The organism is Streptomyces sp. enrichment culture (assembly GCF_964272855.1).
Taxonomy (GTDB): domain Bacteria; phylum Actinomycetota; class Actinomycetes; order Streptomycetales; family Streptomycetaceae; genus Streptomyces.
This window is the reverse complement of sequence record NZ_OZ186847.1, coordinates 3,504,154-3,528,441: the sequence shown is the minus strand read 5'-3', so window position 1 is coordinate 3,528,441 and position 24,288 is coordinate 3,504,154. Positions and strand designations below refer to the sequence as shown.

Genomic DNA, 24,288 nt, shown 5'->3' with positions numbered 1-24,288 from the left:
AGGTCTACCTAACTACGTCCGCCCCCAGAATCCAGGAGGCGTCCATGTCGGCCACGGAACGAGACGAGACACCGCCGCGCGCGGCTGCCCCCCTGTCCCCGGTCCCGCCGTTGTCCATGCGTGACCTGCTGGCGTCCTGCGCCGCGGCCACCGCCGTCTCGACCCCGCCCCGCGAGCCCCGCCTGCCGGAACCCGAACGGCTGACCCGGCAGCGGAAGGCCGCGTAGGGCAGGCCCTGGTCGCCCTAGCGGATGACGACAACCTGCTGGCCGATCGTCGCGAAGTTCCACATCGCGTTCCCGTCGGCGCGGGACTGCCGGATTCCGCCGGTCAGCGTGCCCGGCTCCGGGGGCGGGGTGGAGCCGTCCACCGCCGCGCTGAAGCCGATGGTCACGTGGTCGACCGAGGCGAACCGGACGACGTGCTCGACGGGGGTGCCGTCGGAGCCGGTGGTGCGGTTCGAGCGGGACGTCACCTCGTACACGCCGGGAACCGGGTCCAGCTCGCTCGGGGTGACCTCGAAGGTGCGCCGGACCTTGTTGTCCGCGCCGACCAGCCACACCCGGTCGTCGTCCAGCGAGTACACGACGCGCTTGCCCCGGCCGGAACCCGCGGGCAGCGCGGCCGGGTTCAGCTCGTCGCGGGGCGCCTTCGAAGCCGCCGCCGGGAGGGTGCCGCGCGCGTGCTTCCCCAGCACCGGAGGCACCGTCGCCGCCGCCTGGAAGGCGAGGAACCCGATCGTCCCGATCGCCGCCGCCGTCAGCCCGGTCACGATTCCGGCGCTGCTGCTGGCCACGGGCGTCCACCTCCGCCTCGTATGTCCACAGACGTACCGTAACGGGACGTGACGGTAGCAGTCGGTGAGTGAGGGAACCGGGACTTCCGACACGGGCCGCCGGGAGCCGTAGGCTGTTGGCGTGCTCTTGCTCGCTCTGGATACCGCCACGCCCGCCGTCACCGTCGCCCTGCACGACGGAACGGATGTCATCGCCTCGTCCAGCCAGGTGGACGCGCGACGGCACGGTGAGTTGCTGCTGCCCGCCGTCGACCGTGTGCTCGGCCGCGCGGGGCTCGCGCTCGACGCCGTGACCGGCATCGTCGTAGGGACCGGGCCCGGCCCGTACACCGGGCTGCGCGTCGGCCTGATGACCGCCGACACCCTCGGGCTCGCCCTCGGCGTCCCCGTGCACGGCGTGTGCACGCTCGACGGCCTCGCCTACGCCACCGACCTCGAAGGCCCCTTCGTCGTGGCGACCGACGCCCGGCGCAAGGAGGTCTACTGGGCGCGGTACGCGGACTCCCACACCCGGGTCACCGACCCGGCGGTGGACCGCCCCGCCGACATCGCCGAGCAGGTCGAGGGCCTGCCCGCGGTCGGCGCCGGGGCGCTGCTGTACCCGGACACCTTCCCCAGCGCGCACGAGCCCGAGCACGTCTCCGCCGCGGCGCTCGCCTCCCTGGCCGCCCGCAGGCTGGCCGCGGGGGAGGAGCTGCCCGCACCCCGGCCGCTGTACCTGCGCCGGCCCGACGCCCAGGTCCCCAAGAACTACAAGGTGGTCACCCCCAAGTGACCGGCACCGAGACCCCCCGACTGCGTGAGATGCGCTGGTGGGACATCGACCCCGTACTCGAACTGGAGCGGGACCTCTTCCCCGAGGACGCCTGGTCGCGGGGCATGTTCTGGTCCGAACTGGCCCACTCCCGCGGGCCCGAGGCCACCCGGCGGTACGTCGTCGCCGAGGAGGAGACGGAGCAGGGCGGCAGCCGGATCGTCGGCTACGCCGGACTCGCCTCCGCCGGTGACATCGGCGACATCCAGACCATCGCCGTCGCCCGCGACCAGTGGGGCACCGGCCTCGGCGCCCGGCTGCTCACCGAACTGCTGCGGGCCGCCACCGCGTTCGAGTGCGCCGAGGTGATGCTGGAGTGCCGGGTGGACAACGTCCGCGCGCAGAAGCTGTACGAGCGCTTCGGCTTCGAACCCATCGGCTTCCGGCGCGGCTACTACCAGCCCGGCAACGTGGACGCCCTCGTGATGCGCCTGACCACAGCGCCTGACAGCGGCCCGGCCGCGGGCACCGAAACCGAAGAAGGAACCCAGAGCAATGGCTGACGAACCCCTCGTCCTCGGTATCGAGACCTCCTGCGACGAGACCGGCGTCGGCATCGTCCGCGGCACCACCCTGCTCGCCGACGCCGTCGCCTCCAGCGTCGACGAGCACGCCCGTTTCGGCGGTGTCGTCCCCGAGGTCGCCTCCCGCGCCCACCTGGAGGCGATGGTGCCCACCATCGACCGCGCCCTGAAGGACGCCGGGATCAGCGCCAGGGACCTGGACGGCATCGCCGTCACCGCCGGTCCGGGCCTCGCGGGCGCGCTCCTGGTCGGCGTCTCGGCGGCGAAGGCGTACGCCTACGCCCTCGGCAAGCCGCTCTACGGCGTCAACCACCTCGCCTCCCACATCTGCGTCGACCAGCTGGAGCACGGCCCGCTGCCGGAGCCGACGATGGCGCTGCTGGTGAGCGGCGGACACTCGTCCCTGCTGCTCTCCTCCGACATCACCTCCGACGTCCGCCCGATGGGCGCCACCATCGACGACGCGGCCGGCGAGGCCTTCGACAAGATCGCCCGAGTGCTGAACCTCGGCTTCCCCGGCGGCCCGGTCATCGACCGGTACGCCCGCGAGGGCGACCCGGAGGCGATCGCCTTCCCGCGCGGGCTCACCGGGCCGCGCGACCCCGCCTACGACTTCTCCTTCTCCGGTCTGAAGACCGCCGTGGCCCGCTGGATCGAGGCCAAGCGGGCGGCGGGCGAGGAGGTGCCGGTGCGCGACGTGGCAGCCTCCTTCCAGGAGGCGGTCGTGGACGTGCTCACCCGCAAGGCCGTGCGGGCCTGCAAGGACGAGGGCGTCGACCACCTGATGATCGGCGGCGGGGTGGCCGCCAACTCCCGGCTGCGGGCGCTCGCCCAGGAGCGGTGCGAGGCGGCCGGGATCCGGCTGCGCGTGCCACGCCCCAAGCTGTGCACGGACAACGGCGCGATGGTGGCCGCGCTGGGCGCCGAGATGGTCGCCCGCAACCGGGCCGCGTCCAGCTGGGACCTGTCGGCGGACTCGTCCCTGCCGGTGACGGACCCGCACGTCCCCGGGCACGACCACGACCACGTGCACGAGGTCAGCAAGGAGAACCTGTACTCGTGACGGTCGCGTTGATGTGGGAGGCGCGGGCGGTCCCCGGCAAAGGCGGGGAACTGCTGGCCTGGGCCCGCGCCCAGGAGCTGACCCCGGCCCCGCTGCGGCGGGAGACCTTCCGAGCCCCGCAGGACCGGGTGCTCGTCGTCACCTGGTGGGACGCCGGCTACGACGCCGAACTGCCCGAGCTGCCGGAACCGGCCGGTGAGCTGGTGACCCGCGCGGTGCACCGCTGGCGGTTCGAGTCGGTCGGCGTCGCCCCCGCCGGCTGACCGCCGCTCAGCCCCCCGGCAGCCGGCCCAGCGAGGTGACGAGGGCGACCACGCCCGCGCTGGTGGCGGCGCCCTCCCGGGTCATGATCAGCCAGTTCCGCACCCGGCCCCGGTCCACCGGCTCGCCCGCGATGCCCGCTGCACCTTCGATATGAACGCGTCAATCCAGCCGGTGCACCTCCGTCTCGCAGCGCAGTCGCCGCTCCGGCCCCAGCACCCGTTCCGGCCCGGTCAGGGTCAGGTCCGCCGTGTGCCGTACGTCCGCGCTGGACGCCGCCAGCCGGAGCTGGAGGGCACCCGGTTCGACCACGCGGCGGCCGGTGCGGTCGGTGAACGCGGAGAGGTCGGCGGGGAAGCGGAACGTCACGCGGGCCGCCTCGCCGGGCTCCAGGGCCAGCCGCTGGTAGCCGACCAGCCGCACGTCCGGGCGGGTGACGCGGGCGACCGGGTCGTGCAGGTAGAGCTGGACGACCTCCGCGCCCGCCCGGTCACCCGTGTTGCGGACGGTGACGGACAGGTCGTACGAGCCGTCCGTGCCGATCTCCGGGCTGCCGCCGGTGACGTCCTCCCAGGAGAACGTCGTGTACGAGCGGCCGTGGCCGAAGGGGTACAGCGGCGTCGGGTCGAGGTTGCTGACCTCGCCCGCCAGGCCCAGCGGCGGCTGGAGGTACGTCCACGGCTGGCCGCCCGGGTCGCGGGGCACGCTCACCGGGAGCCGGCCGGACGGGTTCACCCGGCCCGACAGGACGCCCGCCAGCGCGGGGCCGCCCTCCTCGCCGGGGAAGAAGGCCTGGACGGCCGCGCCGAGCCGGCCGTGCCAGCGGCCGAGCGCGTAGGGGCGGCCGGTGAGCAGGACCAGGACAACCGGGACGCCCGTCGCGACCAGGGCGTCCAGCAGTTCGCCCTGCACGCCGGGAAGCGCGAGGTCCAGGGCGTCGCAGCCCTCGCCCGAGGTGCCGCGCCCGAACAGGCCCGCCCGGTCGCCGAGCACGGCCACGCAGACGTCGGCCTCGGCCGTCCGGGCCACCGCCTCCTCGAAGCCGGAGGTGTCCGGGTCGGAGGTGTCGCAGCCCCGCGCGTGGGTCACCTTCGCGTCGGGGAGTTCGGTGCGCAGGGCCTGGAGCAGGGTCGGGATCTCGATGCCCATGGGGGTCTCGGGGTGATGGGCGCCCACATGGGAGGGGAAGGAGTAGCAGCCCAGCATGGCCAGCGGGTCGTCGGCGCGTGGGCCGACCACCGCGATCCGGGTGTCCGGCGGCAGCGGCAGCAGGCCGTCCGGGTCGGACAGCAGCACCACCGACTCCTCCGCCAGGCGGCGGGCCAGGGCGCGGTTCGCCGCCGAGTCCAGGTCGATGGGCCCGGCCGGCTCGGGCGTCCAGTCCTCGTCGAGCAGGCCCAGCTCGCACTTCTGGGTCAGCACCCGGCGCACGGCGCGGTCGACGAGTTCCTCGGGGACCTCCCCCGCCCGGACCGCCTCCAGCAGCGGCTTGCCGTAGCACTTCACCGTCGGCAGCTCCACGTCGATGCCCGCCGCGAGCGCGGCGTGCGCCGCCTCGGCGTCCGAGCCGGCGACGCGGTGCAGGCTCTGCAGGAAGCCGACGGCGAAGTAGTCGGCGACCACCGTGCCGGTGAAGCCCCACCGGTCGCGCAGGAGTTCGGTGAGCAGCCCGGGGTCCGCCGAGGCGGGCACGCCGTCCGTCTCGGTGTACGCGGCCATCACCGAGCGCGCCCCGCCCTCGCGCAGCGCGTGCTCGAACGGCGGCAGGGTCACGTCCGCGAACTCCCGGATCCCGGCCCGGACCGGGGCCAGGTTGCGGGCGCCCGCCGAGGACGCGTACCCGGCGAAGTGCTTCAGCGTGGCCACGATCCCGGCCGACTCCAGGCCCCGCACATAGGCGGCGCCGACCGTGCCCACCAGGTACGGGTCCTCGCCGATGGTCTCCTCCACCCGGCCCCAGCGCAGATCCCGTACGACGTCCAGGACCGGGGCGAGGCCCTGGTGGACGCCGACCGAGCGCAGGTCGCGGCCGATGTGCCGGGCCATCTCCTCCACCAGTGCCGGGTCGAAGGCGGCGCCCCAGGCCAGTGGCACCGGGTACGCCGTCGCGCCCCACGCGGTGAAGCCCGCCAGGCACTCCTCGTGGGCCAGCGCCGGGATGCCGAACCGGCCGGCCGCGGCGATCCGGCGCTGGGCGCTGGCCAGGGAGCGGGCGCCGGCCTCCGGGTCGACGGGGGCGGTGCCGAAGGGGCGGGTGAGCTGGCCGAGGCCGTGGGTGATCAGCTCGTCCCAGTCATAGTCGACGGTCATGTCGTGCTGGTGGGGTGCGACACCGGCGCCGTCCGTGGCCGCGCCCACCCACACGCCGTACAGCTGAGCCGTCTTCTCCTCGAGGGTCATCCGTGCGAGCAGGTCCTCGACGCGGGCGGCGGTGGGCAGAGCGGGGTCACGCCAGGGGCTGGTCATGAAACTCCTGTCGGTAAGGGCGGATGCGCGGGCCGGGTTCACTTGCCGCCCACTCCCATCAGGCCGCTGACGAGGGCTCGGCGGGCCACCAGGTAGACGGCGAAGATGGGGATGCCGGAGAGGACGACCGAGGCGAGGAGCGCGGGGACGTCGACCCCGAACTGGCTGACGTAGTTGAAGAGTCCGAGGGTGAGGACCCGGGGGCCGTCCGACTGGGTGAAGATCAGCGGGAAGAGGAAACCGTTCCAGGCCTGGAGCGCGGAGTAGATCACCACGGTGCTGATGCCGCCCTTGGCCAGCGGGATCACCAGCTGGAACAGCATCCGCAGCGAGGAGGCGCCGTCCAGGGCCATCGCCTCGTACAGCTCCTCCGAGATGTCCCGCAGGGTGCCGGTGAGGATCAGCACCGAGACGGGCATCGCGAACGCCGCCGTCGGCAGGATCACGGCGGGCAGGGTGTCGTACAGGCCCAGCTTGGCGATCAGCAGGTACAGCGGGACGACGACCGCCTGCGCCGGGATCGCCACGCCCAGCAGGAACAGCCGGAACGCGGCCCCTGACCAGCGGTTGCGGGTGCGGACCGCCACGTACGCCAGCGGCACCGCCAGCACGAGGACGAGGCCGACGACGGCGATCGCGGCGATCGCCGTGTTGCCCAGCAGCTGGCCGAAGCCGCTGTTCAGGACGGTGCCGTAGTTGTCGAGGGTGGGGTCGCCCGGCGGTTTGAGGGGGTTGCCGGTCAGGGACTGGTCCTGCCGGGTCAGCGAGGCCGAGAGCATCGCGTAGATCGGGACGAGGACGACCACCAGCCAGATCAGGGCCCCGAGGCCCGCGACCGGGTTGGGGCGCTTCGTCCAGTGCCGTCGGCGGCGGTGGGACCTCACCGGCTGCCGGGCGGGCTCCCGGAGCTTCGCGGGACGCGGCAACGTATCGTGTGACACTCCGTCACATCCCTTCGCGCGTGCTGCGCATGGTGCCGAAGCCGGTCAGCCTGACCAGCAGCAGTGACAGACCGGTGGCCGCCAGCACCAGGAACGAGGCGATGGCGCTGGCGTAGCCGAAGTCGTACGTCTTGAAGCCCGCCTCGTACATCAGGTACGGCAGGATCGCCGTGTCCGTGCCGGGGCCGCCCTTGGTGAGGATCAGGACCGTCTCGAAGTACGTCAGGGAACCGACGACGATCAGCACGCTGGACGTGGTGACGGTGTGCCGCAGCTGCGGCAGGGTGATCGAGAAGAACTGGCGGTAGCGGCCGGCGCCGTCGATGGCCGCCGCCTGGTAGAGGACCGCGGGGATCTGGCGGGCGCCGCCCTGGTAGATCAGCGTGTGCAGCGGCATGAACTGCCAGCCGCCGACGAACACGATCGCCAGGAACGCGCCGCTCGACGAGCCCAGGGTGTCCTTCTGGATGATGCCGAAGTTCGGGTCGAGCAGGGCGTAGAACAGCACCGCGATCGCCGTGGAGGACAGCAGCAGCGGCAGGAAGAAGATCGCGGAGAGGACCGCCCGGTTGCGCTGCGGGCCGGCCGCCCAGACGCCGAGGAGCAGGGAGACGACCGTCTGGAAGAGCCAGCTGCACACCGTCAGCAGGACCGTCAGCCACAGGGACTGGGTGATCCGGGGATCGTCGAGCAGCTTCCGCCAGTTGTCGAGGCCGACCGGCCGGGGGTCGCCCAGGCCGTCCCACTCGGTGAAGGACAAGTAGAAGGCCAGCGCCATCGGGACGACCGCGAAGAAGGCGAAGAAGAGCACCCCGGGCAGGGCCCAGGCGGCGTGTGGACGCCCCGCCCGGGCCTTGGCCGTCCGCGTCGGCGTGGACTTCACGGGGGTGGTGCCGCTCACTTCAGCCCCTTGCAGGCCGCAACGAACTGGCTCGGCGACGACTTCCCCGCGAACAGCTTGCCGATCTCGGTGTGCATCCTCGTGCCCAGCTCATCGCCGAGCGCCTGGTCCCAGGACAGGGTGAACGCGGGGGCGCTCTCGACCATCTGGTACTGGAAGCGGGCGTACTCCGGGTTGGGCGCGTCGCCCAGCAGCAGCGCCGCGTTCGAGGTCGTCGGCACGTCGCCGTTGGCCACCAGCGCCTTGGCGTACTCGCGGGACGCGCTCTCCTTCAGGAAGGCGATCGCCGCGTCCTGGTTGCCGGCGCGGGCGTTGACCGACCAGTAGTTGGTGGGGTTGCCGACCACGTTGCGGGCGTCGCCGGAGCCGTCCTCGATCTTCGGGAACGCGGCCCAGCCCAGGTGCTTCTTCGCGAAGTCGGGGAACTTGCCGAGCTGCGTGGAGTACTCCCACGAACCCATCAGGTGCATCGCCGCCTTGCCCTTGGCGAACACGGCGGGGGCGCCGCCGTTGACGTACGACACCGAGGTGAACTTCGAGCCGAACGCGTCGGCGTCGATCAGCTCCTTCACCATCTCGGCCGCCTTCAGCACCGCCGGGTCGCCCCAGCCCTCGGCGTCGCCGTCCTGGATGCGCCGGAAGACCTCCGGGCCGCCGAGGCGGTCGACCAGGTACTCCAGCCACATCAGTTCCGGCCAGATGTCGGAGCCGCCGAGCGCGAAGGGGGTGATGCCCGCCTTCTTCAGCTTGGTGTTGACGTCGAGCAGCTGGTCCCAGGTGGTGGGCGGTTGCAGCTTGTGCTCGGCGAACACGGACTTGTTGTAGAACAGGATCACGGGCTGCATGCCGCGCATCGGGATGCCGTAGTGGCGGCCCTTCAGGTCGCCGGCCGCGAGCACCGAGGGCAGGAAGCCGTCCTTCAGGACCGGGTCGCCTTCGATGATGTCGGTCAGGTCGACGAGCTTGTCCGCCTCCACGTACGGCTTGATCGAGCCGCCGCCCCAGTTGAAGAACACGTCCGGGGCGCTGGGCGAACCCATGGCCGTGCGCAGCTTGGGGGCGTAGTCCGAGCCGGGGATCTTCTGCAGCTTGATCTTGCCGCCCGCCTTCTCGGCGGCGGCCGACTTGTTGAACCGGTCCACGGCCGCCTGCTGCACCTTCACCGCGTCGTCGCCGTAGACGAAGGCGGTGAGCGTGCCGCCGTCGCCGCCGGAGCCGCTGCCGGAGCCGCAGGCGGTCAGACCGGTGGTGAGCAGGGTGGTGGCGCCGGCGCCGAGCACCCAGCGTCTGCTGAACGAACGTCCGCCGTTGGACGTGTGGGACCCCATGGCAGCAACCTCTCGGCTTGCGTGGACGCCCGGATCGGGCGAGATCGGGCGACTGTTTCGGCGAATGTTTCGGACTGGATGTCGAATGTTCCGGGAAACTATGGCGCCGCGCGGGGTCCGTCAAGAGGTCGCGCAGAGATACGATCGCGGGCATGACTCCACCGGAACGCGCTCGAACCCAGACGGCACGGCGGTCCACGCAGACCGCTACGCTCGCGGAGATCGCCCGCGAGGCGGGCGTGTCCGCACCGACTGTTTCGAAGGTCCTCAACGGGCGGGCGGACGTCGCCCCGGCGACCCGCAACCGCGTGGAGGAGCTGCTGCGCGCCCACGGATACCGGCGCCGCCGGGCCGAGGCGACCCGGTCACCCCTCATCGACCTCGTCTTCCACGAGCTGGAGAGCGCCTGGGCGCTGGAGGTCATCCGGGGCGTGGAGAACGTGGCCCGGGACGCCGCGCTGAGCGTCGTGCTGTCCGAGAGCGCGGGACGGCTCAGCCCCGGCCGGACCTGGGCCGACCAGGTCGCGGCGCGGCGGCCGCACGGGGTGATCCTGGTGCTGTCCGAGCTGGACGAGTCGCAGCGGGCGTTGCTGACCAGCCGGTCGATCCCGTTCGTGGTGATGGACCCGGCCGGCGACCCGGGGTCCGACGTGCCGTCGATCGGCGCGACGAACTGGCAGGGCGGCCTCGCCGCCACCCGGCACCTCGTCGACCTGGGGCACCGCCGCATCGGGGCGATCAGCGGGCCGTCGCGGATGATGTGCAGCCGGGCCCGGATCGACGGGTACCGGGCGGCGCTGGAGACCGCCGGGGTGCCGGTGGACCCCTCGCTGATCAAGGGCGGGGACTTCCACCACGAGTCCGGCTACCGGCTGGGCCTCGAACTGCTGCGCCGCCCGGACCGCCCGACCGCTGTCTTCGCGGGCAACGACCTCCAGGCGCTCGGCCTGTACGAGGCGGCGCGGGAGCTGGGCCTGCGGGTGCCGGAGGACCTGAGCGTGGTGGGCTTCGACGACCTGCCGGTCGCCCGCTGGGTGGGCCCACCGCTGACGACCGTGAAGCAGCCCCTGACCGAGATGGCGGAGGCGGCGGCACGGCTGGTGCTGGAACTGGGCCGCGGCGGCGACGCGACACCGGCCGCCACCCGCGTGGAACTGGCCACGAGCCTGGTGGTCCGCAGCAGCACGGCGGCACCGGCGGGGCGGTGAGCCGGGGGCTGCTGCCGAGCCGGGGGCTGTGCCTGAGCGGGCGGCGCGGCCCGTGCAGGCGGCTTGGCCGAAAGTTGCCGTATTGACGCCTGGCCGCTCGCACCCAACACTCCTCCGCAGCCAATCGGTTATACGACCGAAACTTTCGGAGGCACCCGCATGAGATCTCTGAGATCCGGCTTCTCCCTGGCGTCCGTGGTGGCCGGCGTCGCCGCCACTCTCGGCGCCCTGCTCACCGCCGCTCCCGCCGCGCAGGCCGCCGACGTGCCGCTGCGCGATCTGGCCGACGCCAAGGGCAAGGTCATCGGCACGGCCATCGGCGGATCCCACCTCACCGGTACCCGCGGCGAGATCGCCGCGCGGGAGTTCAATTTCGTCACCCCCGAGAACGCCATGAAGTGGGAGGCGGTGGAACCCAGCCGCGGCTCGTTCAACTGGGCCGAGGCCGACCAGATCGTGAACTTCGCCCAGACCAACGGGCAGCAGGTGCGCGGTCACACCCTCGTCTGGCACAGCCAGAACCCCGGCTGGCTGGCCAACGGCTCCTTCACCCCCGCCGAACTGCGGACCATCCTTCAGGACCACGTCACCACCGAGACGACCCGGTACAAAGGCAAGATCGCCGCCTGGGACGTCGTCAACGAGGCGTTCAACGAGGACGGCACCTACCGGCAGTCCCTCTGGTACAACAACCTCGGCACCGACTACATCGCCGACGCCCTGACCTGGGCCCGCGCCGCCGACCCGAACGCCAAGCTGTACATCAACGACTACAACGTCGAGGGCGTCAACGCGAAGAGCACCGCCCTGTACAACCTGGTCAAGTCGCTGAAGGAGCGCGGCGTCCCGATCGACGGCGTCGGCCTCCAGGCGCACCTGATCCTCGGCCAGGTCCCCTCCACCCTGCAGCAGAACATCCAGCGCTTCGCCGACCTCGGCGTCGACGTGGCCATCACCGAGCTGGACATCCGGATGCAGCTCCCGGCGACCGAGGCCAAGCTGACCCAGCAGGCCGCCGAGTACAAGGCGGTCATGAACGCCTGTCTCGCCGTCGACCGCTGCACCGGCGTCACCGTCTGGGGCTTCAACGACGCCGACTCCTGGGTCCCGGACGTCTTCGACGGCTACGGCGCGGCGACACCGTACGACGAGAACCTGGCGGCGAAGCCGGCGTACCACGCCATCGCCGAGTCGCTGGGCGGAACCGGTCAGGAGCCCGGCCCCGGCGACGGGTGCACGGCGACGTACAGCGTCGTCAACCAGTGGAACACCGGCTTCACGGGCCAGGTGCGGATCGCCTGCGACGGTGCCGCGCTGTCCTCCTGGAAGGCGAACTGGACGTTCACCTCGGGCCAGCGGATCAGCCAGGCCTGGAACGCGAACTGCACCCAGTCCGGCACCGCCGTCAGTTGCTCGAACCTGTCCTACAACGGAACGGTCCCGTCCGGAGGTTCGGTGACATTCGGGTTCAACGGCACCTGGAGCGGGAGCAATCCGGTGCCCGCGGTGACCCTGGGCTGACGCGGAATCTGAGATTTTCCCAAGAAAAGGCGGCCTGGCGTTCCTGCTCGTAATAATTCGGACTTACGTTCCTGTCTGTGGCGGGACTTGACGAACACGGGGACGAGGGCAGACCAGTGGGCCGGCGGTCGACATTGCTGAAGACCGCCGGCCTCACCCTCGCGGCCCTGCTGGTGCTGGGCGCCGGAGCGGCCGGCTGGGTCTACTGGCAGCTCGACGACAACATCACCGGCGTCGACATCAACAGCGCCCTCGGCGACAACCGCCCCCCGCGGCCCCTGGTCACCCCGTCCGCCGACGCCTCAGCCTCCGCGCTGCCCAGCGGCGCCCTGAACATCCTGGTGCTGGGCTCGGACTCGCGGGACGGCGCCGGGAACCGGGAACTGGGCGGCGGCGAGGGCGGCAGCGCCCGGTCCGACACGGCGATGGTCGTCCACCTCGACGCGGGGCGCACCGCGGCGACCGTGGTGAGCATCCCGCGCGACACCCTGGTCACCCGGCCGTCCTGCCCGCTGGAGTCCGGCGGCGAGTCGGCCGAGACGTACGGCGCGATGTTCAACAGCGCGTACACGGTGGGCGGTCCGGTGTGCGCGGTGAAGACCGTGGAGACGCTGACCGGCGTCCGCATGGACCACTACCTGGAGATCGACTTCTCGGGCTTCGCCGAGCTGGTCGACGCCCTCGGCGGGGTCACCGTCACCACCGAGGAGGACATCGACGACGAGCAGAGCCATCTGCGCCTGGACGCCGGCACCCACCACCTCGACGGCGAGCAGGCCCTGGGCCTGGCCCGCACCCGGCACGGCATAGGCGACGGCAGCGACCTGGGCCGGATAGAGCTCCAGCACACCCTGGTCAAGGCCCTGCTGGAGCGGATCTCGGCCCTCGGCCTGCTCACCGACGCCGCGCGGCTCTACGACGTCGCCGACGCGGTCACCGGCAGCCTCACCACCGACACCGGCCTCGACTCGCTCGGCGAGCTGATCGACCTGGGGCGGAGCCTGCACGGTCTGTCCGCCGACGACGTCACCACGGTGACCATGCCGGTCGTCCCGGCCCCCGCCGACCGCAACCGGGTCGTCGCGGACGAACCGGAGGCGGGCGAGCTGTGGGAGTCGCTGCGCTGAGCCGAGCGGGGAGGACTCAGGCGGGCCGGCCGAGCAGCATGGCCGGCGCGCCCGCGACCCGGGTGAGGAACACCGTGGCCGACCCGGGCCCGTGAGGCTTGGGCAGAACCTTGCGGCGCAGCTCCTCCGGCTCGACCGCCGAGCCGCGCTTCTTCACGGTCAGCACGCCCACCTCCCGTTCCCGCAGCAGCGCCTTCAGCTTCTTGACGTTGAAGGGCAGATGGTCGGTGATCTCGTACGCCGAGGCGTACGGCGTCGGCCGCAGCTCGTCGGCCGTGACGTACGCGATGGTCGCGTCGAGCAGCCCGCCGCCGACCTCCTCGGCCACCTCGGCGACCAGATGCGCGCGGATGACGGCCCCGTCCGGCTCGTACAGGAAGCGTCCGACGGGCCGTACGGCCGGGTCGGCGAGGCCGCGTCCGGTCAGTGTGCGCGGCCCCGGCAGCAGGGTGGCCCGCACCAGTCCGGGCTCCGTGCCGAACCACAGCACGGCCTCCTTCACGTCCCCGCCGTCCGAGATCCACTCGGCCTCGGCGGTGTCCGGCACCGCCTCGTGCGGGATGCCGGGCGCCACCTTGAGGGCGGCGTGCCGGGCCTTCCCGGCGGCCTCGACGGCCCAGGACAGCGGCGGCGAGTAGGCCTCCGGGTCGAAGATGCGCCCACCCGCCGCCCGGCCACCGCCCCTCACGGACGCGCTGCGCGCGGCCCCTCTCGATGGTCCGCCGCGCCTGGCCGGGTCGACGAACACGGCGTCGTAGCCGGCCGTGTCCACCTCGGTGACGTCCGCCTCCCGCACCTCGACCAGGTCCGCCAGCCCCAGCTCCTCGGCGTTCGCCCGCGCCACCGCCGCCGTCAGCGGGTCCCGGTCGACGGCGAGCACCCGGATCCCGGCCCGCGCCAGCGCGATCGCGTCGCCGCCGATCCCGCAGCACAGGTCGGCGACGGAGGCCACGCCGAGCTCGCGCATCCGCCGCGCCCGGTACGCGGCGACGCTCGCCCGGGTGGACTGCTCGACTCCGTTCGGCGTGAAGAACATCCGCCCGGCGTCCTCGGCCCCGAACTTCGCCGCCGCCCGCTGCCGCAGCCGCGCCTGGCCGAGCGCCGCCGAGACCAGCTCGGCCGGGTGCTCGCGGCGCAGCCGGGTGGCGACGGCGAGTTCGTGGGCGGGGTCGGTGCCGCGGACCTCGTCGAGGAGGGCGGTGCCTTCCGGGGTGCGCAGGGCGTTCAGGTCGTTCACCGGGTTGTTCACCGGCTCATTGTCGGCCAGTCGGTGGACGGTGGCCCGTCGGTGGCGGTGTCGGCGGGGGATCGGGAATGCCTGCTGGGAAGATCCGGCCTCATGCGACTAGTAGTACAAAATGAAAAAGGCGGGGCATATGCCCGTCGTCTCCGTGCCGCCGCCACCGTCCTCGCCGCCGCGGCCGTCGCCTCCGGCTGCACCCTGATCGGCGACACCAGGCGCGGCAACCCCGCCCCCGAGCGGGAGAAGCCCCTCCAGGCGCCCGAGGCCCGCGCCCTCGACCGCTACGCCTCCCGGCTGCGGACCGACCACGCCGCCCGCGCGGCCGCCGCCAGACGCTGGGGCCTGGAGCAGGTCCCGCTGCAAGCCCCGCCACCCCCGGCGAGGAAGCCGGAGATCACCACCCGCGAAGGCTTCGAGGTCACCGGACACGACGAACTCGGCCTCCCCCCGGTCTTCACCACCGTCCCCACCGAGCACAAGGTCGTCTTCCTCACCATCGACGACGGCGCCGAGAAGGACCCGGCGTTCCTGCGGATGATGAGCGAACTGGACATCCCGTACACCGCCTTCCTCAGCGACTACCTCGTCAAGGACGACTACGGCTACTTCAAGCGCATGCAGGAGCGGGGCGCGCCCCTCAACAACCACACCCTCCACCACCCCTACCTGCCGGGCCTGTCCCGCTCCGGCCAGCTGCGTGAGATCTGCGGCATGCAGGACGTCATGGAGGAGAACTTCGGCAAGCGCCCGCGCCTGTTCCGCCCGCCCTTCGGCAACTACGACCGGGACACCCTGCGTGCCGCCAAGGCCTGCGGGATCACGCATGTGCCACTGTGGAACGAGGAGGTCTTCGTCGATCGCTGGGAGTACCGCGAGTGGGACCAGCGGATCCGTCGCGGCGACATCGTCCTCACCCACTTCCGGGGCGAGGACCACTGGGAGGGATCCATGCCCGACATGATCCGGCGGTTCCTCGACAAGGTCACGGCAGAGGGGTACGCCGTGGCCCGCCTGGAGGACTACCTGTGAGGCCGCGCCGGTCCGGTCCGGCCGTCGCCCTGCTGCTCCTGCTGTGCGGCTGCACGGCCACGCACGGGCTGCGGGGCGCACCGGGCCCGGCGCCCGACCGTCCGGAGCCGTCCTCGTCCCCGTACCTCCGCTGGGGCCTCACCGAGCCGCTCCGCACACCCCCGAAGACCCCACGGCGGCCCACCCTGCCCGCCGACGGAGACCTCCCCCCGGTCCTCGACCGCGTCCCCACCCGCGACAAGGTCGTCTTCCTCACCTACGACGACGGCGCCGAGAAGGACCCCCGCTTCGTCGACCTGGTCCGCGAACTGCGCCTGCCCGTCACCATGTTCCTCACCGACAGCGTCGCCGGCCCCGGCTACGGCCACTTCGCCCGCCTGCGCTCGGTCGGCGCCGGCCTGCAGAACCACACCCTCGACCACGCCGCCCTGCGCGGCCTGCCGTACGCCGGGCAGCGCGCCGAGATCTGCGGCCAGCAGCACAAACTCCGCGCCCGCTTCGGGGTGCGCCCCCACCTCTTCCGCCCGCCCTACGGCACGTACGACCGCACCACCCTCCGCGCGGCCGCCGACTGCGGTGTCCGGGCGGTGATCCTCTGGCGCGCCACGATGACCGGCACCGACCTCACCTTCACCACCGGCACCCACCGCCTCCGCCCCGGCGACATCATCGCCGTCCCGGCGACGGAGACGCTGACGCCGAGTCTGAGGGAGCGGACGGTACGCCTGCTGCGCCGCGTCCAGGAGGCGGACCTGACGGTCGGAAACCTGGAGGACTACGTGGGCGTTCACGGGCGGCCCCGCGGACGCGCCGCACGGTAATTGGCACTCCGCTTGACCGAGTGCTAACCACGGTCATAGTCTCGGCTCTGGCACTCCCCCCTGGAGAGTGCCAAACACGCGACGGGCAGGTCCGGCACCCGCGACGACGGATCCACCTGGTCGCCACCTCAGACAGTTAACCCCGTGAGATCTCCGAAGGGGGAGGTCGGATCGTGACGACCGCCAGCTCCAAGGTTGCCATCAAGCCGCTTGAGGACCGCATCGTGGTCCAGCCGCTCGACGCCGAGCAGACCACGGCCTCCGGCCTGGTCATTCCGGACACCGCCAAGGAGAAGCCCCAGGAGGGCGTCGTCCTGGCCGTGGGCCCGGGCCGCATCGAGGACGGCAAGCGCGTCGAGCTCGACGTCAAGGTCGGCGACGTCGTGCTCTACAGCAAGTACGGCGGCACCGAGGTGAAGTACAACAACGAGGAGTACCTCGTTCTCTCGGCTCGCGACGTCCTCGCGATCATCGAGAAGTAAGCCGCTTCACCGAAGCACATTTGCCTTGAGCTGCGCCCCTGGCCCCCGCGACCGATAACGAAGCCGGGCGCCCGGGGCGCAGTCGCTTTACACCCGAGATTTCCGAGAGGGCTCCCGCTGCCATGGCGAAGATCCTGAAGTTCGACGAGGACGCCCGTCGCGCCCTCGAGCGCGGCGTCAACAAGCTTGCCGACACGGTCAAGGTGACGATCGGCCCCAAGGGCCGCAACGTCGTCATCGACAAGAAGTTCGGCGCCCCCACCATCACCAACGACGGTGTCACCATCGCCCGCGAGGTCGAGGTCGAGGACCCGTACGAGAACCTCGGCGCCCAGCTGGTGAAGGAGGTGGCGACCAAGACCAACGACATCGCTGGTGACGGCACCACCACCGCCACCGTCCTGGCCCAGGCCCTGGTCCGCGAGGGTCTGAAGAACGTCGCCGCCGGCGCCTCCCCGGCCGCCCTGAAGAAGGGCATCGACGCCGCCGTCAAGGCCGTCTCCGACGACCTGCTGGCGACCGCCCGCCCGATCGACGAGAAGTCCGACATCGCCGCCGTGGCCGCGCTGTCCGCCCAGGACCAGCAGGTCGGCGAGCTGATCGCCGAGGCGATGGACAAGGTCGGCAAGGACGGCGTCATCACCGTCGAGGAGTCCAACACCTTCGGTCTGGAGCTGGACTTCACCGAGGGCATGGCCTTCGACAAGGGCTACCTGTCGCCGTACTTCGTGACGGACCAGGAGCGCATGGAGGCCGTCCTCGACGACCCGTACATCCTGATCCACCAGGGCAAGATCTCCGCCATCGCGGACCTCCTGCCGCTGCTGGAGAAGATCATCCAGTCGAACGCCTCCAAGCCGCTGCTGATCATCGCCGAGGACGTCGAGGGCGAGGCCCTCTCCACCCTCGTCGTGAACAAGATCCGCGGCACCTTCAACGCCACCGCCGTGAAGGCCCCCGGCTTCGGCGACCGCCGCAAGGCGATGCTCCAGGACATGGCGGTCCTCACCGGCGCCACGGTCATCTCCGAGGAGGTCGGCCTCAAGCTCGACCAGGTCGGTCTGGACGTCCTCGGCACCGCCCGCCGCGTCACCGTCACCAAGGACGACACCACGATCGTCGACGGCGCCGGCGCCAAGGCCGACGTCGAGGGCCGCGTCGCCCAGATCAAGGCCGAGATCGAGGCCACGGACTCCGACTGGGACCGCGAGAAGCTCCAGGAGCGCCTCGCCAAGCTGGCCGGCGGCGTGTGCGTGATCAAGGTCGGCGCCGCCACCGAGGTGGAGCTGAAGGAGAAGAAGCACCGTCTGGAGGACGCCATCTCCGCGACCCGCGCCGCGGTCGAGGAGGGCATCGTCTCCGGTGGTGGCTCCGCCCTGGTCCACGCCGTGAAGGTCCTGGAGGACAACCTCGGCAAGACCGGCGACGAGGCCACCGGTGTCTCCGTCGTCCGCCGCGCCGCCGTCGAGCCGCTGCGCTGGATCGCCGAGAACGCCGGCCTCGAGGGCTACGTCATCGTCTCCAAGGTGGCCGAGCTCGAGAAGGGCAACGGCTACAACGCCGCCACCGGCGAGTACGGCGACCTGGTCAAGGCCGGCGTCATCGACCCGGTGAAGGTCACCCGCTCCGCCCTGGAGAACGCCGCCTCCATCGCCTCCCTGCTGCTCACGACCGAGACCCTGGTCGTCGAGAAGAAGGAAGAGGAGCCGGAGCCGGCGGGCCACGGCCACGGTCACGGCCACGCGCACTGACGCACCGCTCACGCAGGAAGGCCCGGCACCCGATGAGGTGCCGGGCCTTCCCGTTTCCCCTCGCGGGTCTCTCCGGCAGCTCTCAGCGCTCCATCTCCTCGAAGACGCCGAGCTGCTCCATCAGCCCCATCCGGTCGTACTCCCACCAGCCCTCGGCGAGCTTCCCGTCCACACCGCACCGGAAGACGGTCGTACCGCTCATCGAGACTTCCTTCCCGGTGGCCGTGATCCCCAGGAACTCCCCCTTGTGGGTGCCCTTCCAGAACCACCGCGCGCACACCCGGTCGGCCTCCGCGATCAGGTCCTCGATGCTGAACTCGAAGTCGAAGCCGTCCCGCCACACCCGGATCTCGCGCCGGATGTGATCCATCCCGATCGCGTCCTCCGGGTTCGCCGGATTGTGGTCGTGATAGTGCTCCACCATCACCTCGTCCAGCGGCGGCAGCTCCCCGGGCGCGGCCACCAGCTCGAAGAACCGCCGGACCGTCGCCGTGGACAACTGCTCGTCCCGCACCACGTCCAGATCCGTGAACGTCGGCGTCTCGTCACAGATCGAGACCATCTCCCGGAAGATCCGATCGGTCTCCGGCAGCTCGGAGTTCCGCATCGCCTCCTCGTACGACGGAAACTCCACGATCTCGATGAAGTGCGACGCGTCCGACCGGTCCTTCCCGATCAGACTGTGCGTCGCCGTGCGTTTTCCCTTGGTCTGCTCGACCCACCTGTCCATCAGCCGGTCGATCTCCTCGAAACGGCTGGTCTTGCAGTCGATGACCTGCACAAATGTCATGGCGCAGCCTCCGGCCCCCCTGGGTCCGGGTGAACAGCTACATTCTCCCACCGGCCCGGGCAACCGGCGGCCGGGCCACGAACCGGTGCGGGCCGGAAGCGCGCTAGCGCTGCCCCCGGTGCTCCGGCCCGTACTTGCGCCCCGCCCGCGAGCTGATTCCCCCGAGCATCCCCCGCGGCACCAGCTTGGTCGCGCCCATCAGGACCTTGTAGCGGGGGTCCGGGATGGACAGGGACTTGCCGCGGGAGAGGTCCGTGAGCGCCGACGCGACGAGTTTGTCCGCGTCGAGCCACATCCAGCCGGGGATGTTGTCGGTGCCCATGCCGGCCCGCTGGTGGAACTCCGTGCGGACGAAGCCGGGGCAGAGGGCCATGAGGCGGACGCCGCTGCCGGCGAGGTCCTTCGCGGCGCCCTGGGTGAACTGCACGACCCACGCCTTGGAGGCGCCGTAGGTCCCGCGCGGGAGGAAGGCGGCCACGGAGGCGACGTTGATGACGCCGCCCCGGCCGCGCTCGCACATGGCCTGCGTCGCGGCGGAGGTGAGGCGCAGCACCGCCTCGCAGTGCACCTTGAGCATCTTCAGCTCGTCGGCCATCGGCACGTCGAGATAGCGGCCCTTGTTGCCGAAGCCGGCGTTGTTGACCAGCAGGTCGACGGGGTTCTTGCGGTCGGCGAGGCGCGCGGCGACCGCCTCGATGCCGTCATCCTGCGCCAGGTCCGCCGTCAGCACCTCCGCCTCGATGCCGTGCCGGTCGTGCAGTTCGGTCGCCTGCTCCCTGAGGCGCTTGGTGTCCCGCGCCACCAGGACGAGGTCGTGTCCGTCAGCCGCCAGCCGTCGTGCGAAGGCGGCACCGATTCCCGCGGTCGATCCCGTAATCAGAGCCGTTGTCATGCGCCAAGGGTAGTGACCTGGACGGACGGCGTCCGCTCCCGTGACGTCCGTTCAGGAGCTGTTCGCGCGAGGGTGCTTCGCCACGTACGTCCGGGCCGCCGCCAGCGACTCGGGGTGCAGCGCCTCGCCCGCCGCGAGCAGGCGCGGCAGCAGCTCCCGCTCGGTGGTGACCGCGCGGAACTGGAGCGCGACCGTCACCTCGTGGCCGGGGCGGTGGACGATCCCGACGGGATCGCCCGCGCGGATCTCGCCCGGTTCGATCACCCGCAGGTACGCGCCCGGCGCCCCGCGCAGCGTGAACCGCTTCACCCAGCCCTGTTCACCCAGATGGCCCTGGAAGGTGCGGCAGGGTATCCGGCCGCAGGTGACCTCCAGGACCACCTCGCGGCCGATCCGCCAGCGCTCGCCGATCAAGGCACCGGAGACGTCGAGGCCCGAGGTGGTCAGGTTCTCGCCGAACGCGCCGTCGGCCAGCGGTCGGCCCAGCTCCCGCTCCCACTCGTCGAGGTCCTCGCGGGCCACCGCGTACACGGCTTGGTCGTTCCCGCCGTGGTGGCGGGTGTCGCAGACCGCGTCCCCGGCCAGTCCGCTCGCCCCGACGCCCTTCGGACCGGGCGCCGCCACCCGCACCGGCCCGTCGACCGGGCGCTTGTCGATGCCGGTCAGACCCTGCGGGTGGTCGGTGTAGGGAACGGTCCGCGGCCGGCCCAGGTTCACGGAGAGAAGCCTCATGGCGGCACGGTAGGCCGCGTCGACCAAAGTGTCGACGCATTATTCGCCCTCGTATCCAAGATTCGCTTATGCTCGAAGGGTGATCGAGGCCCGTCATCTGCGCGTGCTGCGCGCCGTCGCCGCCACCGGCTCCTTCTCCGCCGCGGGGCGCGAACTGGGCTGCACACAGCCCGCCGTCAGCCAGCAGATGAAGGCCCTGGAGACGTCCGTGGGCACCCCGCTGCTCGTGCGCAGCGGGCGGGAGATGCGGCTCACGCAGGCCGGTGAGGCGCTGGTGCGGCACGCGGCCGGGATCCTGGCCGGGCTCACCGCGGCGGAGGAGGAGGTCGCCGCCATCGCGGGCCTGCGCGCGGGCCGGGTGCGGCTCGTGTCCTTCCCGAGCGGCAGCTCCACCCTGGTCCCCACCGCCCTCGCCGCGCTGCGCGCCGCGCACCCCGGCACCCGGGTCTCCCTGGAGGAGGCGGAGCCGCCGCGTTCGGTGGAACTGCTCCGCGAGGGCGACTGCGACATCGCGCTCGCCTTCCGTTACGAGGGGGCCGCGGGCGCCGAGGAGTGGGACGACCTCGTCGTACGGCCGCTGCTGACCGACCCGCTGGTCGGTCTGGTCCCGGAGCGGCACCGGCTGGCCGGTGCGGCATCCGTCCCGATCGCCGAGCTCGCCGACGAACCGTGGATCGCGGGCTGCCCGCGCTGCCGCGGTCAGCTGGTGGAGGTGTGCGAGGCGGCCGGCTTCACGCCCCGCATCGACTTCGCCACCGACGACTATCCGGCGGTGGTGGGCCTGGTGGGCGCCGGTCTCGGCGTGGCCGTCCTGCCCCGGCTGGCGATCGAGTCGGTACGGCCCCGGGGGGCCCGGACGGTGTCGCTGGAACCGGCGGTGCGGCGGGAGATCGTCGCCCTCACCCTGCCCGACCTGGCACAGGTGCCGGCGGTGGCGGCGACGCTGCGGGAGCTGGGGCACGCCGCGGCGCGCTGACGGCGGGCCCGAGTGCGTGCAGAAACGTTCCTTCAGGTGTTCGAGGCGGCGCTCCCGCCGGCCGTCGACGCCGACACCAGGCGGTGGCGCGCCCGCCCCATGAGCTCTTCTCGCTCGTCTTCGGTCAACCCGCCCCACACGCCGTACGGTTCGCGTACCGCCAGCGCGTGAGCCGCGCACTGCGCGCGGACCGGGCACCTCATGCATACCTCTTTGGCCGAGTTCTCGCGGGCGCTCCGTGCAGCCCCGCGCTCACCCTCCGGATGAAAGAAGAGTGAGCTGTCCACCCCGCGACAGGCAGCCAGCAGCTGCCAGTCCCACAGGTCCGCGTTCGGTCCGGGAAGGCGGGAGAAATCTGCCATTGCGTGACCCCTTGCAGCCGTTCTGAGCGGATACGGTGCCCACGACCGTACATCTACGATCTAAGGAGATGAAAATATGACTCATTGCGAATCTAGCCCCAGACACCACCAGATAGGAAGAAATAGGGCTAAATGGGGCATGGTTGTGATGAAACCTTGAGGGTCTGCCCCGCGTGTCTGCACCGTGTCCGCGCCCTCACGTAGAGTGCCGAAGATGACACACAGCCCCGTAACTCTTTCGAGTGACCATCGTTGAGAGGGCGGAGGCGGTTGAAAACACAAGCGCTCGGGCAGGCGTCCGAGACGGTCGACCGCACAGGTGACGATTTCGTACCAGCCTGGAGGCTCAAGGTGACGCGCATCAGCTGCGGAGGGCGGCCATGACTTCCGTCCTCGTCTGCGACGACTCCCCGCTTGCCCGAGAGGCGCTTCGCCGCGCGGTCGCGACCGTGCCCGGCGTGGAGCGCGTGACGACGGCGGCCAACGGCGAGGAAGTCCTCCGCCGCTGGGGCGCCGACCGCTCGGACCTGATCCTGATGGACGTACGCATGCCCGGTCTGGGCGGCGTCGAGACCGTGCGGCGGCTGCTGTCCGCCGACCCCGGTGCGCGCATCATCATGCTCACCGTCGCCGAGGACCTGGACGGCGTGGCCCTCGCGGTCGCCGCCGGCGCCCGCGGCTACCTGCACAAGGACGCGTCCCGCGCGGAGCTGCGGGCCACGGTGACGCAGGCCCTCGCCGACCCGACCTGGCGCCTGGCGCCGCGTCGGCTGCGCTCCGCCGAGATGGGGGCCGCGCCGACGCTCACCGCGCGTGAGATCCAGGTCCTCGAAGGCATGAGCCACGGCCGCTCCAACGCCGAGATCGGCCGCGAGCTGTTCCTCTCCGAGGACACCGTCAAGACCCACGCCCGACGGCTCTTCAAGAAGCTCGGCGCCTCGGACCGGGCGCACGCCGTGGCACTCGGCTTCCGCTGGGGTCTGGTTCGCTGAGGCGCCGCGTTCGGCCGGACCGACCGCGGTCCGGGCCGGCGACGCCCGGCCGCGCGGTCGAGCGGGGGCCATCGGCCGCCCCCGCGCGAGCGGTCCGTACGGCGCGGGAGCATCCGGCCGCGAGGCGGAGGAGGGAGTCGACGCGATGGGGACATCCCTCTGCGCCGGCCGCGCCGCGAGCGGGCGCGCGACGGCACCCGCCGATGACCCGCGCGGGGCGGGCCGCGGACGCGGCGGCGTCCGCGCGGTGTGTGTCCGAGCCCCGCGAGGCGCACCCGGTGGTGCTCCGCCGAAGCCGGATGACCGCTGGTCGGCGGCGTGCGGGGGCCGTGGGAACGGGGCCGGTGAGAGGGTGCTGAGGGTGCCCGCTGCTCGTTTCGCCGCGGATGCCGCATCCTTGAGGTGTGGAGTTCCTCGGGGACGAGTCGGTCGAGCGGAAGGGGAGGGCGCAGGGGATGAGTTCCGGCGCACCTGCTCATAACGCTTCGGTGCACAACAACGGAGGCGGTGCCGCGGAGCGCGCGGCCGCAGGGCACGATGGACCGATGCGCGACGACGAGGCGGTCACTGCCCCCGGATCGTTCGGTGCGCTCGTCCACCGCGCCGTCGACGGGGACGAGCAGGCCACGCACGATCTGCTCGCCCATGTCCATCCGCTCGCGCTGCGCTACTGCCGGACCCGGCTGTCCCGGCTGCCGGGCGATGCGCGGCACTTCGTGGAGGACCTGGCGCAGGAGGTCTGCGTCGCCGTCCTGCTCGCCCTGCCGCGCTACAGGGACACCGGCCGCCCCTTCGAGGCGTTCGTGTTCGCCATCGCCGCCCACAAGGTCGCCGACCTGCAGCGGGCCGCGATGCGGCACCCTGGTTCCACGGCGGTGCCCTCCGACGAGATGCCGGAGCGCCCCGACGACTCCCTCGGGCCCGAGGAGCGGGCGTTGCTCAGCAGTGACGCCGAGTGGGCCAAGAAGCTGCTGGCCAACCTCCCCGAGAACCAGCGCGAGCTGCTGCTGCTGCGGATCGCGGTGGGCCTCACGGCGGAGGAGACCGGCCAGATGTTGGGAATGTCACCCGGCGCCGTCCGGGTCGCCCAGCACCGCGCGCTGAGCAGGCTGCGCGCACTCGCCGAGCAGTAAGCGGCGCCGTACCGGCCCCCGATGAACCGGCCGGACCATATTTCCGTACGAACATACGAAGCCGCAGGGTGCCTCGTACCGTGGAATGAGACGGGTTCATCTCCCGTTAGCATGGACATCCGCACCGATCAAGGC

25 protein-coding genes are annotated in these 24,288 nt (G+C 71.8%); 15 read left to right on the top strand and 10 right to left on the bottom strand.

Annotated elements, in window-relative coordinates:
* The first annotated feature begins 44 nt into the window (after window positions 1-44).
* Window positions 45-227 (top strand): hypothetical protein, encoded by a 183-nt coding sequence (locus ACSU6L_RS14935; protein ID WP_437057151.1) that lies wholly within the window; start codon window positions 45-47, stop codon window positions 225-227.
* Between the two features lie 17 nt (window positions 228-244).
* Here ACSU6L_RS14935 and ACSU6L_RS14930 read toward each other — a convergent pair whose 3' ends face one another.
* Window positions 245-796, bottom strand: coding sequence for a hypothetical protein (locus ACSU6L_RS14930; protein ID WP_437057149.1), 552 nt, complete (start codon window positions 794-796; stop codon window positions 245-247).
* Between the two features lie 121 nt (window positions 797-917).
* Here ACSU6L_RS14930 and tsaB point away from each other — a divergent pair, with 121 nt between their 5' ends.
* Genes tsaB through ACSU6L_RS14910 form a run of 4 tightly spaced genes read left to right on the top strand, consistent with a single transcriptional unit; the run spans window position 918 to window position 3,460 of the window.
* Window positions 918-1,571, top strand: a complete 654-nt coding sequence (tsaB, locus tag ACSU6L_RS14925) for a tRNA (adenosine(37)-N6)-threonylcarbamoyltransferase complex dimerization subunit type 1 TsaB (RefSeq protein WP_437057147.1) — start codon at window positions 918-920, stop codon at window positions 1,569-1,571.
* Entirely contained in the window at window positions 1,568-2,113 is a 546-nt protein-coding gene (rimI, locus tag ACSU6L_RS14920; RefSeq protein ID WP_437057145.1) for a ribosomal protein S18-alanine N-acetyltransferase, read from the top strand. Before tsaB ends, rimI begins: the two co-directional genes overlap by 4 nt.
* Entirely contained in the window at window positions 2,106-3,197 is a 1,092-nt protein-coding gene (tsaD, locus tag ACSU6L_RS14915; protein WP_073940506.1) for a tRNA (adenosine(37)-N6)-threonylcarbamoyltransferase complex transferase subunit TsaD, read from the top strand. The genes rimI and tsaD overlap by 8 nt, the downstream gene beginning before the upstream one ends.
* Window positions 3,194-3,460: a hypothetical protein gene (locus ACSU6L_RS14910; protein ID WP_437057143.1), complete on the top strand. Its 267-nt coding sequence runs from the start codon at window positions 3,194-3,196 to the stop codon at window positions 3,458-3,460. Before tsaD ends, ACSU6L_RS14910 begins: the two co-directional genes overlap by 4 nt.
* A gap of 160 nt (window positions 3,461-3,620) precedes the next feature.
* On the opposite strand, the gene ACSU6L_RS14905 is transcribed toward ACSU6L_RS14910, so the two are convergent.
* The 4 genes from ACSU6L_RS14905 to ACSU6L_RS14890 are packed head-to-tail and all read right to left on the bottom strand — an operon-like array spanning window position 3,621 to window position 9,094.
* Window positions 3,621-5,924, bottom strand: coding sequence for a glycoside hydrolase family 3 N-terminal domain-containing protein (locus ACSU6L_RS14905; protein ID WP_437057141.1), 2,304 nt, complete (start codon window positions 5,922-5,924; stop codon window positions 3,621-3,623).
* A 38-nt stretch (window positions 5,925-5,962) separates the two neighbouring features.
* The gene (locus ACSU6L_RS14900; protein WP_437057139.1) at window positions 5,963-6,865 is read right to left on the bottom strand and encodes a carbohydrate ABC transporter permease; all 903 of its coding nucleotides are present in this window, start codon (window positions 6,863-6,865) and stop codon (window positions 5,963-5,965) included.
* A gap of 4 nt (window positions 6,866-6,869) precedes the next feature.
* Complete coding sequence (locus ACSU6L_RS14895; RefSeq protein WP_437057137.1) at window positions 6,870-7,766, bottom strand: carbohydrate ABC transporter permease; 897 nt, start codon at window positions 7,764-7,766, stop codon at window positions 6,870-6,872.
* Window positions 7,763-9,094: an ABC transporter substrate-binding protein gene (locus tag ACSU6L_RS14890; RefSeq protein WP_437057135.1), complete on the bottom strand. Its 1,332-nt coding sequence runs from the start codon at window positions 9,092-9,094 to the stop codon at window positions 7,763-7,765. Before ACSU6L_RS14890 ends, ACSU6L_RS14895 begins: the two co-directional genes overlap by 4 nt.
* 152 nt (window positions 9,095-9,246) lie before the next feature.
* Here ACSU6L_RS14890 and ACSU6L_RS14885 point away from each other — a divergent pair, with 152 nt between their 5' ends.
* From ACSU6L_RS14885 to ACSU6L_RS14875, 3 genes are all read left to right on the top strand, one after another.
* Window positions 9,247-10,302 carry a LacI family DNA-binding transcriptional regulator gene (locus ACSU6L_RS14885; RefSeq protein ID WP_437057133.1) on the top strand — a complete coding sequence of 352 codons (1,056 nt, stop codon included), beginning with the start codon at window positions 9,247-9,249 and terminating at the stop codon, window positions 10,300-10,302.
* Window positions 10,303-10,461: 159 nt separating this feature from the next.
* Window positions 10,462-11,823 (top strand): endo-1,4-beta-xylanase, encoded by a 1,362-nt coding sequence (locus ACSU6L_RS14880; protein WP_437057132.1) that lies wholly within the window; start codon window positions 10,462-10,464, stop codon window positions 11,821-11,823.
* A 77-nt stretch (window positions 11,824-11,900) separates the two neighbouring features.
* The gene (locus ACSU6L_RS14875) at window positions 11,901-12,950 is read left to right on the top strand and encodes an LCP family protein (protein WP_437057130.1); all 1,050 of its coding nucleotides are present in this window, start codon (window positions 11,901-11,903) and stop codon (window positions 12,948-12,950) included.
* A gap of 16 nt (window positions 12,951-12,966) precedes the next feature.
* Here ACSU6L_RS14875 and ACSU6L_RS14870 read toward each other — a convergent pair whose 3' ends face one another.
* The gene (locus ACSU6L_RS14870) at window positions 12,967-14,187 is read right to left on the bottom strand and encodes a class I SAM-dependent methyltransferase (protein WP_437064901.1); all 1,221 of its coding nucleotides are present in this window, start codon (window positions 14,185-14,187) and stop codon (window positions 12,967-12,969) included.
* A 102-nt stretch (window positions 14,188-14,289) separates the two neighbouring features.
* Between ACSU6L_RS14870 and ACSU6L_RS14865 the strand changes: the two genes are divergently transcribed.
* The 4 genes from ACSU6L_RS14865 to groL all read left to right on the top strand — a co-directional run bounded on the left by ACSU6L_RS14865 (window position 14,290) and on the right by groL (window position 18,276).
* Window positions 14,290-15,222 (top strand): polysaccharide deacetylase family protein, encoded by a 933-nt coding sequence (locus ACSU6L_RS14865; RefSeq protein ID WP_437057128.1) that lies wholly within the window; start codon window positions 14,290-14,292, stop codon window positions 15,220-15,222.
* Complete coding sequence (locus ACSU6L_RS14860) at window positions 15,219-16,043, top strand: polysaccharide deacetylase family protein (RefSeq protein WP_437057126.1); 825 nt, start codon at window positions 15,219-15,221, stop codon at window positions 16,041-16,043. Before ACSU6L_RS14865 ends, ACSU6L_RS14860 begins: the two co-directional genes overlap by 4 nt.
* 173 nt (window positions 16,044-16,216) lie before the next feature.
* A complete protein-coding gene (groES, locus tag ACSU6L_RS14855) occupies window positions 16,217-16,525 on the top strand; it encodes a co-chaperone GroES (protein WP_071364926.1) in 309 nt (102 codons plus the stop codon).
* 122 nt (window positions 16,526-16,647) lie between these two features.
* Window positions 16,648-18,276, top strand: coding sequence for a chaperonin GroEL (gene groL, locus ACSU6L_RS14850; protein WP_437057121.1), 1,629 nt, complete (start codon window positions 16,648-16,650; stop codon window positions 18,274-18,276).
* 82 nt (window positions 18,277-18,358) lie between these two features.
* Here groL and ACSU6L_RS14845 read toward each other — a convergent pair whose 3' ends face one another.
* The 3 genes from ACSU6L_RS14845 to ACSU6L_RS14835 form a co-directional block, all read right to left on the bottom strand.
* Window positions 18,359-19,066: an ester cyclase gene (locus ACSU6L_RS14845; protein ID WP_437057119.1), complete on the bottom strand. Its 708-nt coding sequence runs from the start codon at window positions 19,064-19,066 to the stop codon at window positions 18,359-18,361.
* Window positions 19,067-19,169: 103 nt separating this feature from the next.
* On the bottom strand, window positions 19,170-19,958 hold the full coding sequence (locus ACSU6L_RS14840; protein WP_437057117.1) for an SDR family NAD(P)-dependent oxidoreductase: 789 nt from the start codon (window positions 19,956-19,958) through the stop codon (window positions 19,170-19,172).
* Window positions 19,959-20,009: 51 nt separating this feature from the next.
* A complete protein-coding gene (locus ACSU6L_RS14835; RefSeq protein WP_437057115.1) occupies window positions 20,010-20,690 on the bottom strand; it encodes an MOSC domain-containing protein in 681 nt (226 codons plus the stop codon).
* A gap of 79 nt (window positions 20,691-20,769) precedes the next feature.
* Here ACSU6L_RS14835 and ACSU6L_RS14830 point away from each other — a divergent pair, with 79 nt between their 5' ends.
* Window positions 20,770-21,666, top strand: coding sequence for a LysR family transcriptional regulator (locus tag ACSU6L_RS14830; RefSeq protein WP_437057113.1), 897 nt, complete (start codon window positions 20,770-20,772; stop codon window positions 21,664-21,666).
* Window positions 21,667-21,698: 32 nt separating this feature from the next.
* Here the strand turns inward: ACSU6L_RS14830 and ACSU6L_RS14825 are convergent, their stop codons facing one another.
* A complete protein-coding gene (locus ACSU6L_RS14825; RefSeq protein ID WP_073940491.1) occupies window positions 21,699-22,028 on the bottom strand; it encodes a WhiB family transcriptional regulator in 330 nt (109 codons plus the stop codon).
* Window positions 22,029-22,408: 380 nt separating this feature from the next.
* On the opposite strand from ACSU6L_RS14825, the gene ACSU6L_RS14820 reads away from it, so the two are divergent.
* Window positions 22,409-23,020: a response regulator transcription factor gene (locus ACSU6L_RS14820; RefSeq protein ID WP_003948568.1), complete on the top strand. Its 612-nt coding sequence runs from the start codon at window positions 22,409-22,411 to the stop codon at window positions 23,018-23,020.
* Between the two features lie 545 nt (window positions 23,021-23,565).
* Complete coding sequence (locus tag ACSU6L_RS14815; protein WP_073940490.1) at window positions 23,566-24,153, top strand: sigma-70 family RNA polymerase sigma factor; 588 nt, start codon at window positions 23,566-23,568, stop codon at window positions 24,151-24,153.
* Window positions 24,154-24,288 lie beyond the last annotated feature (135 nt).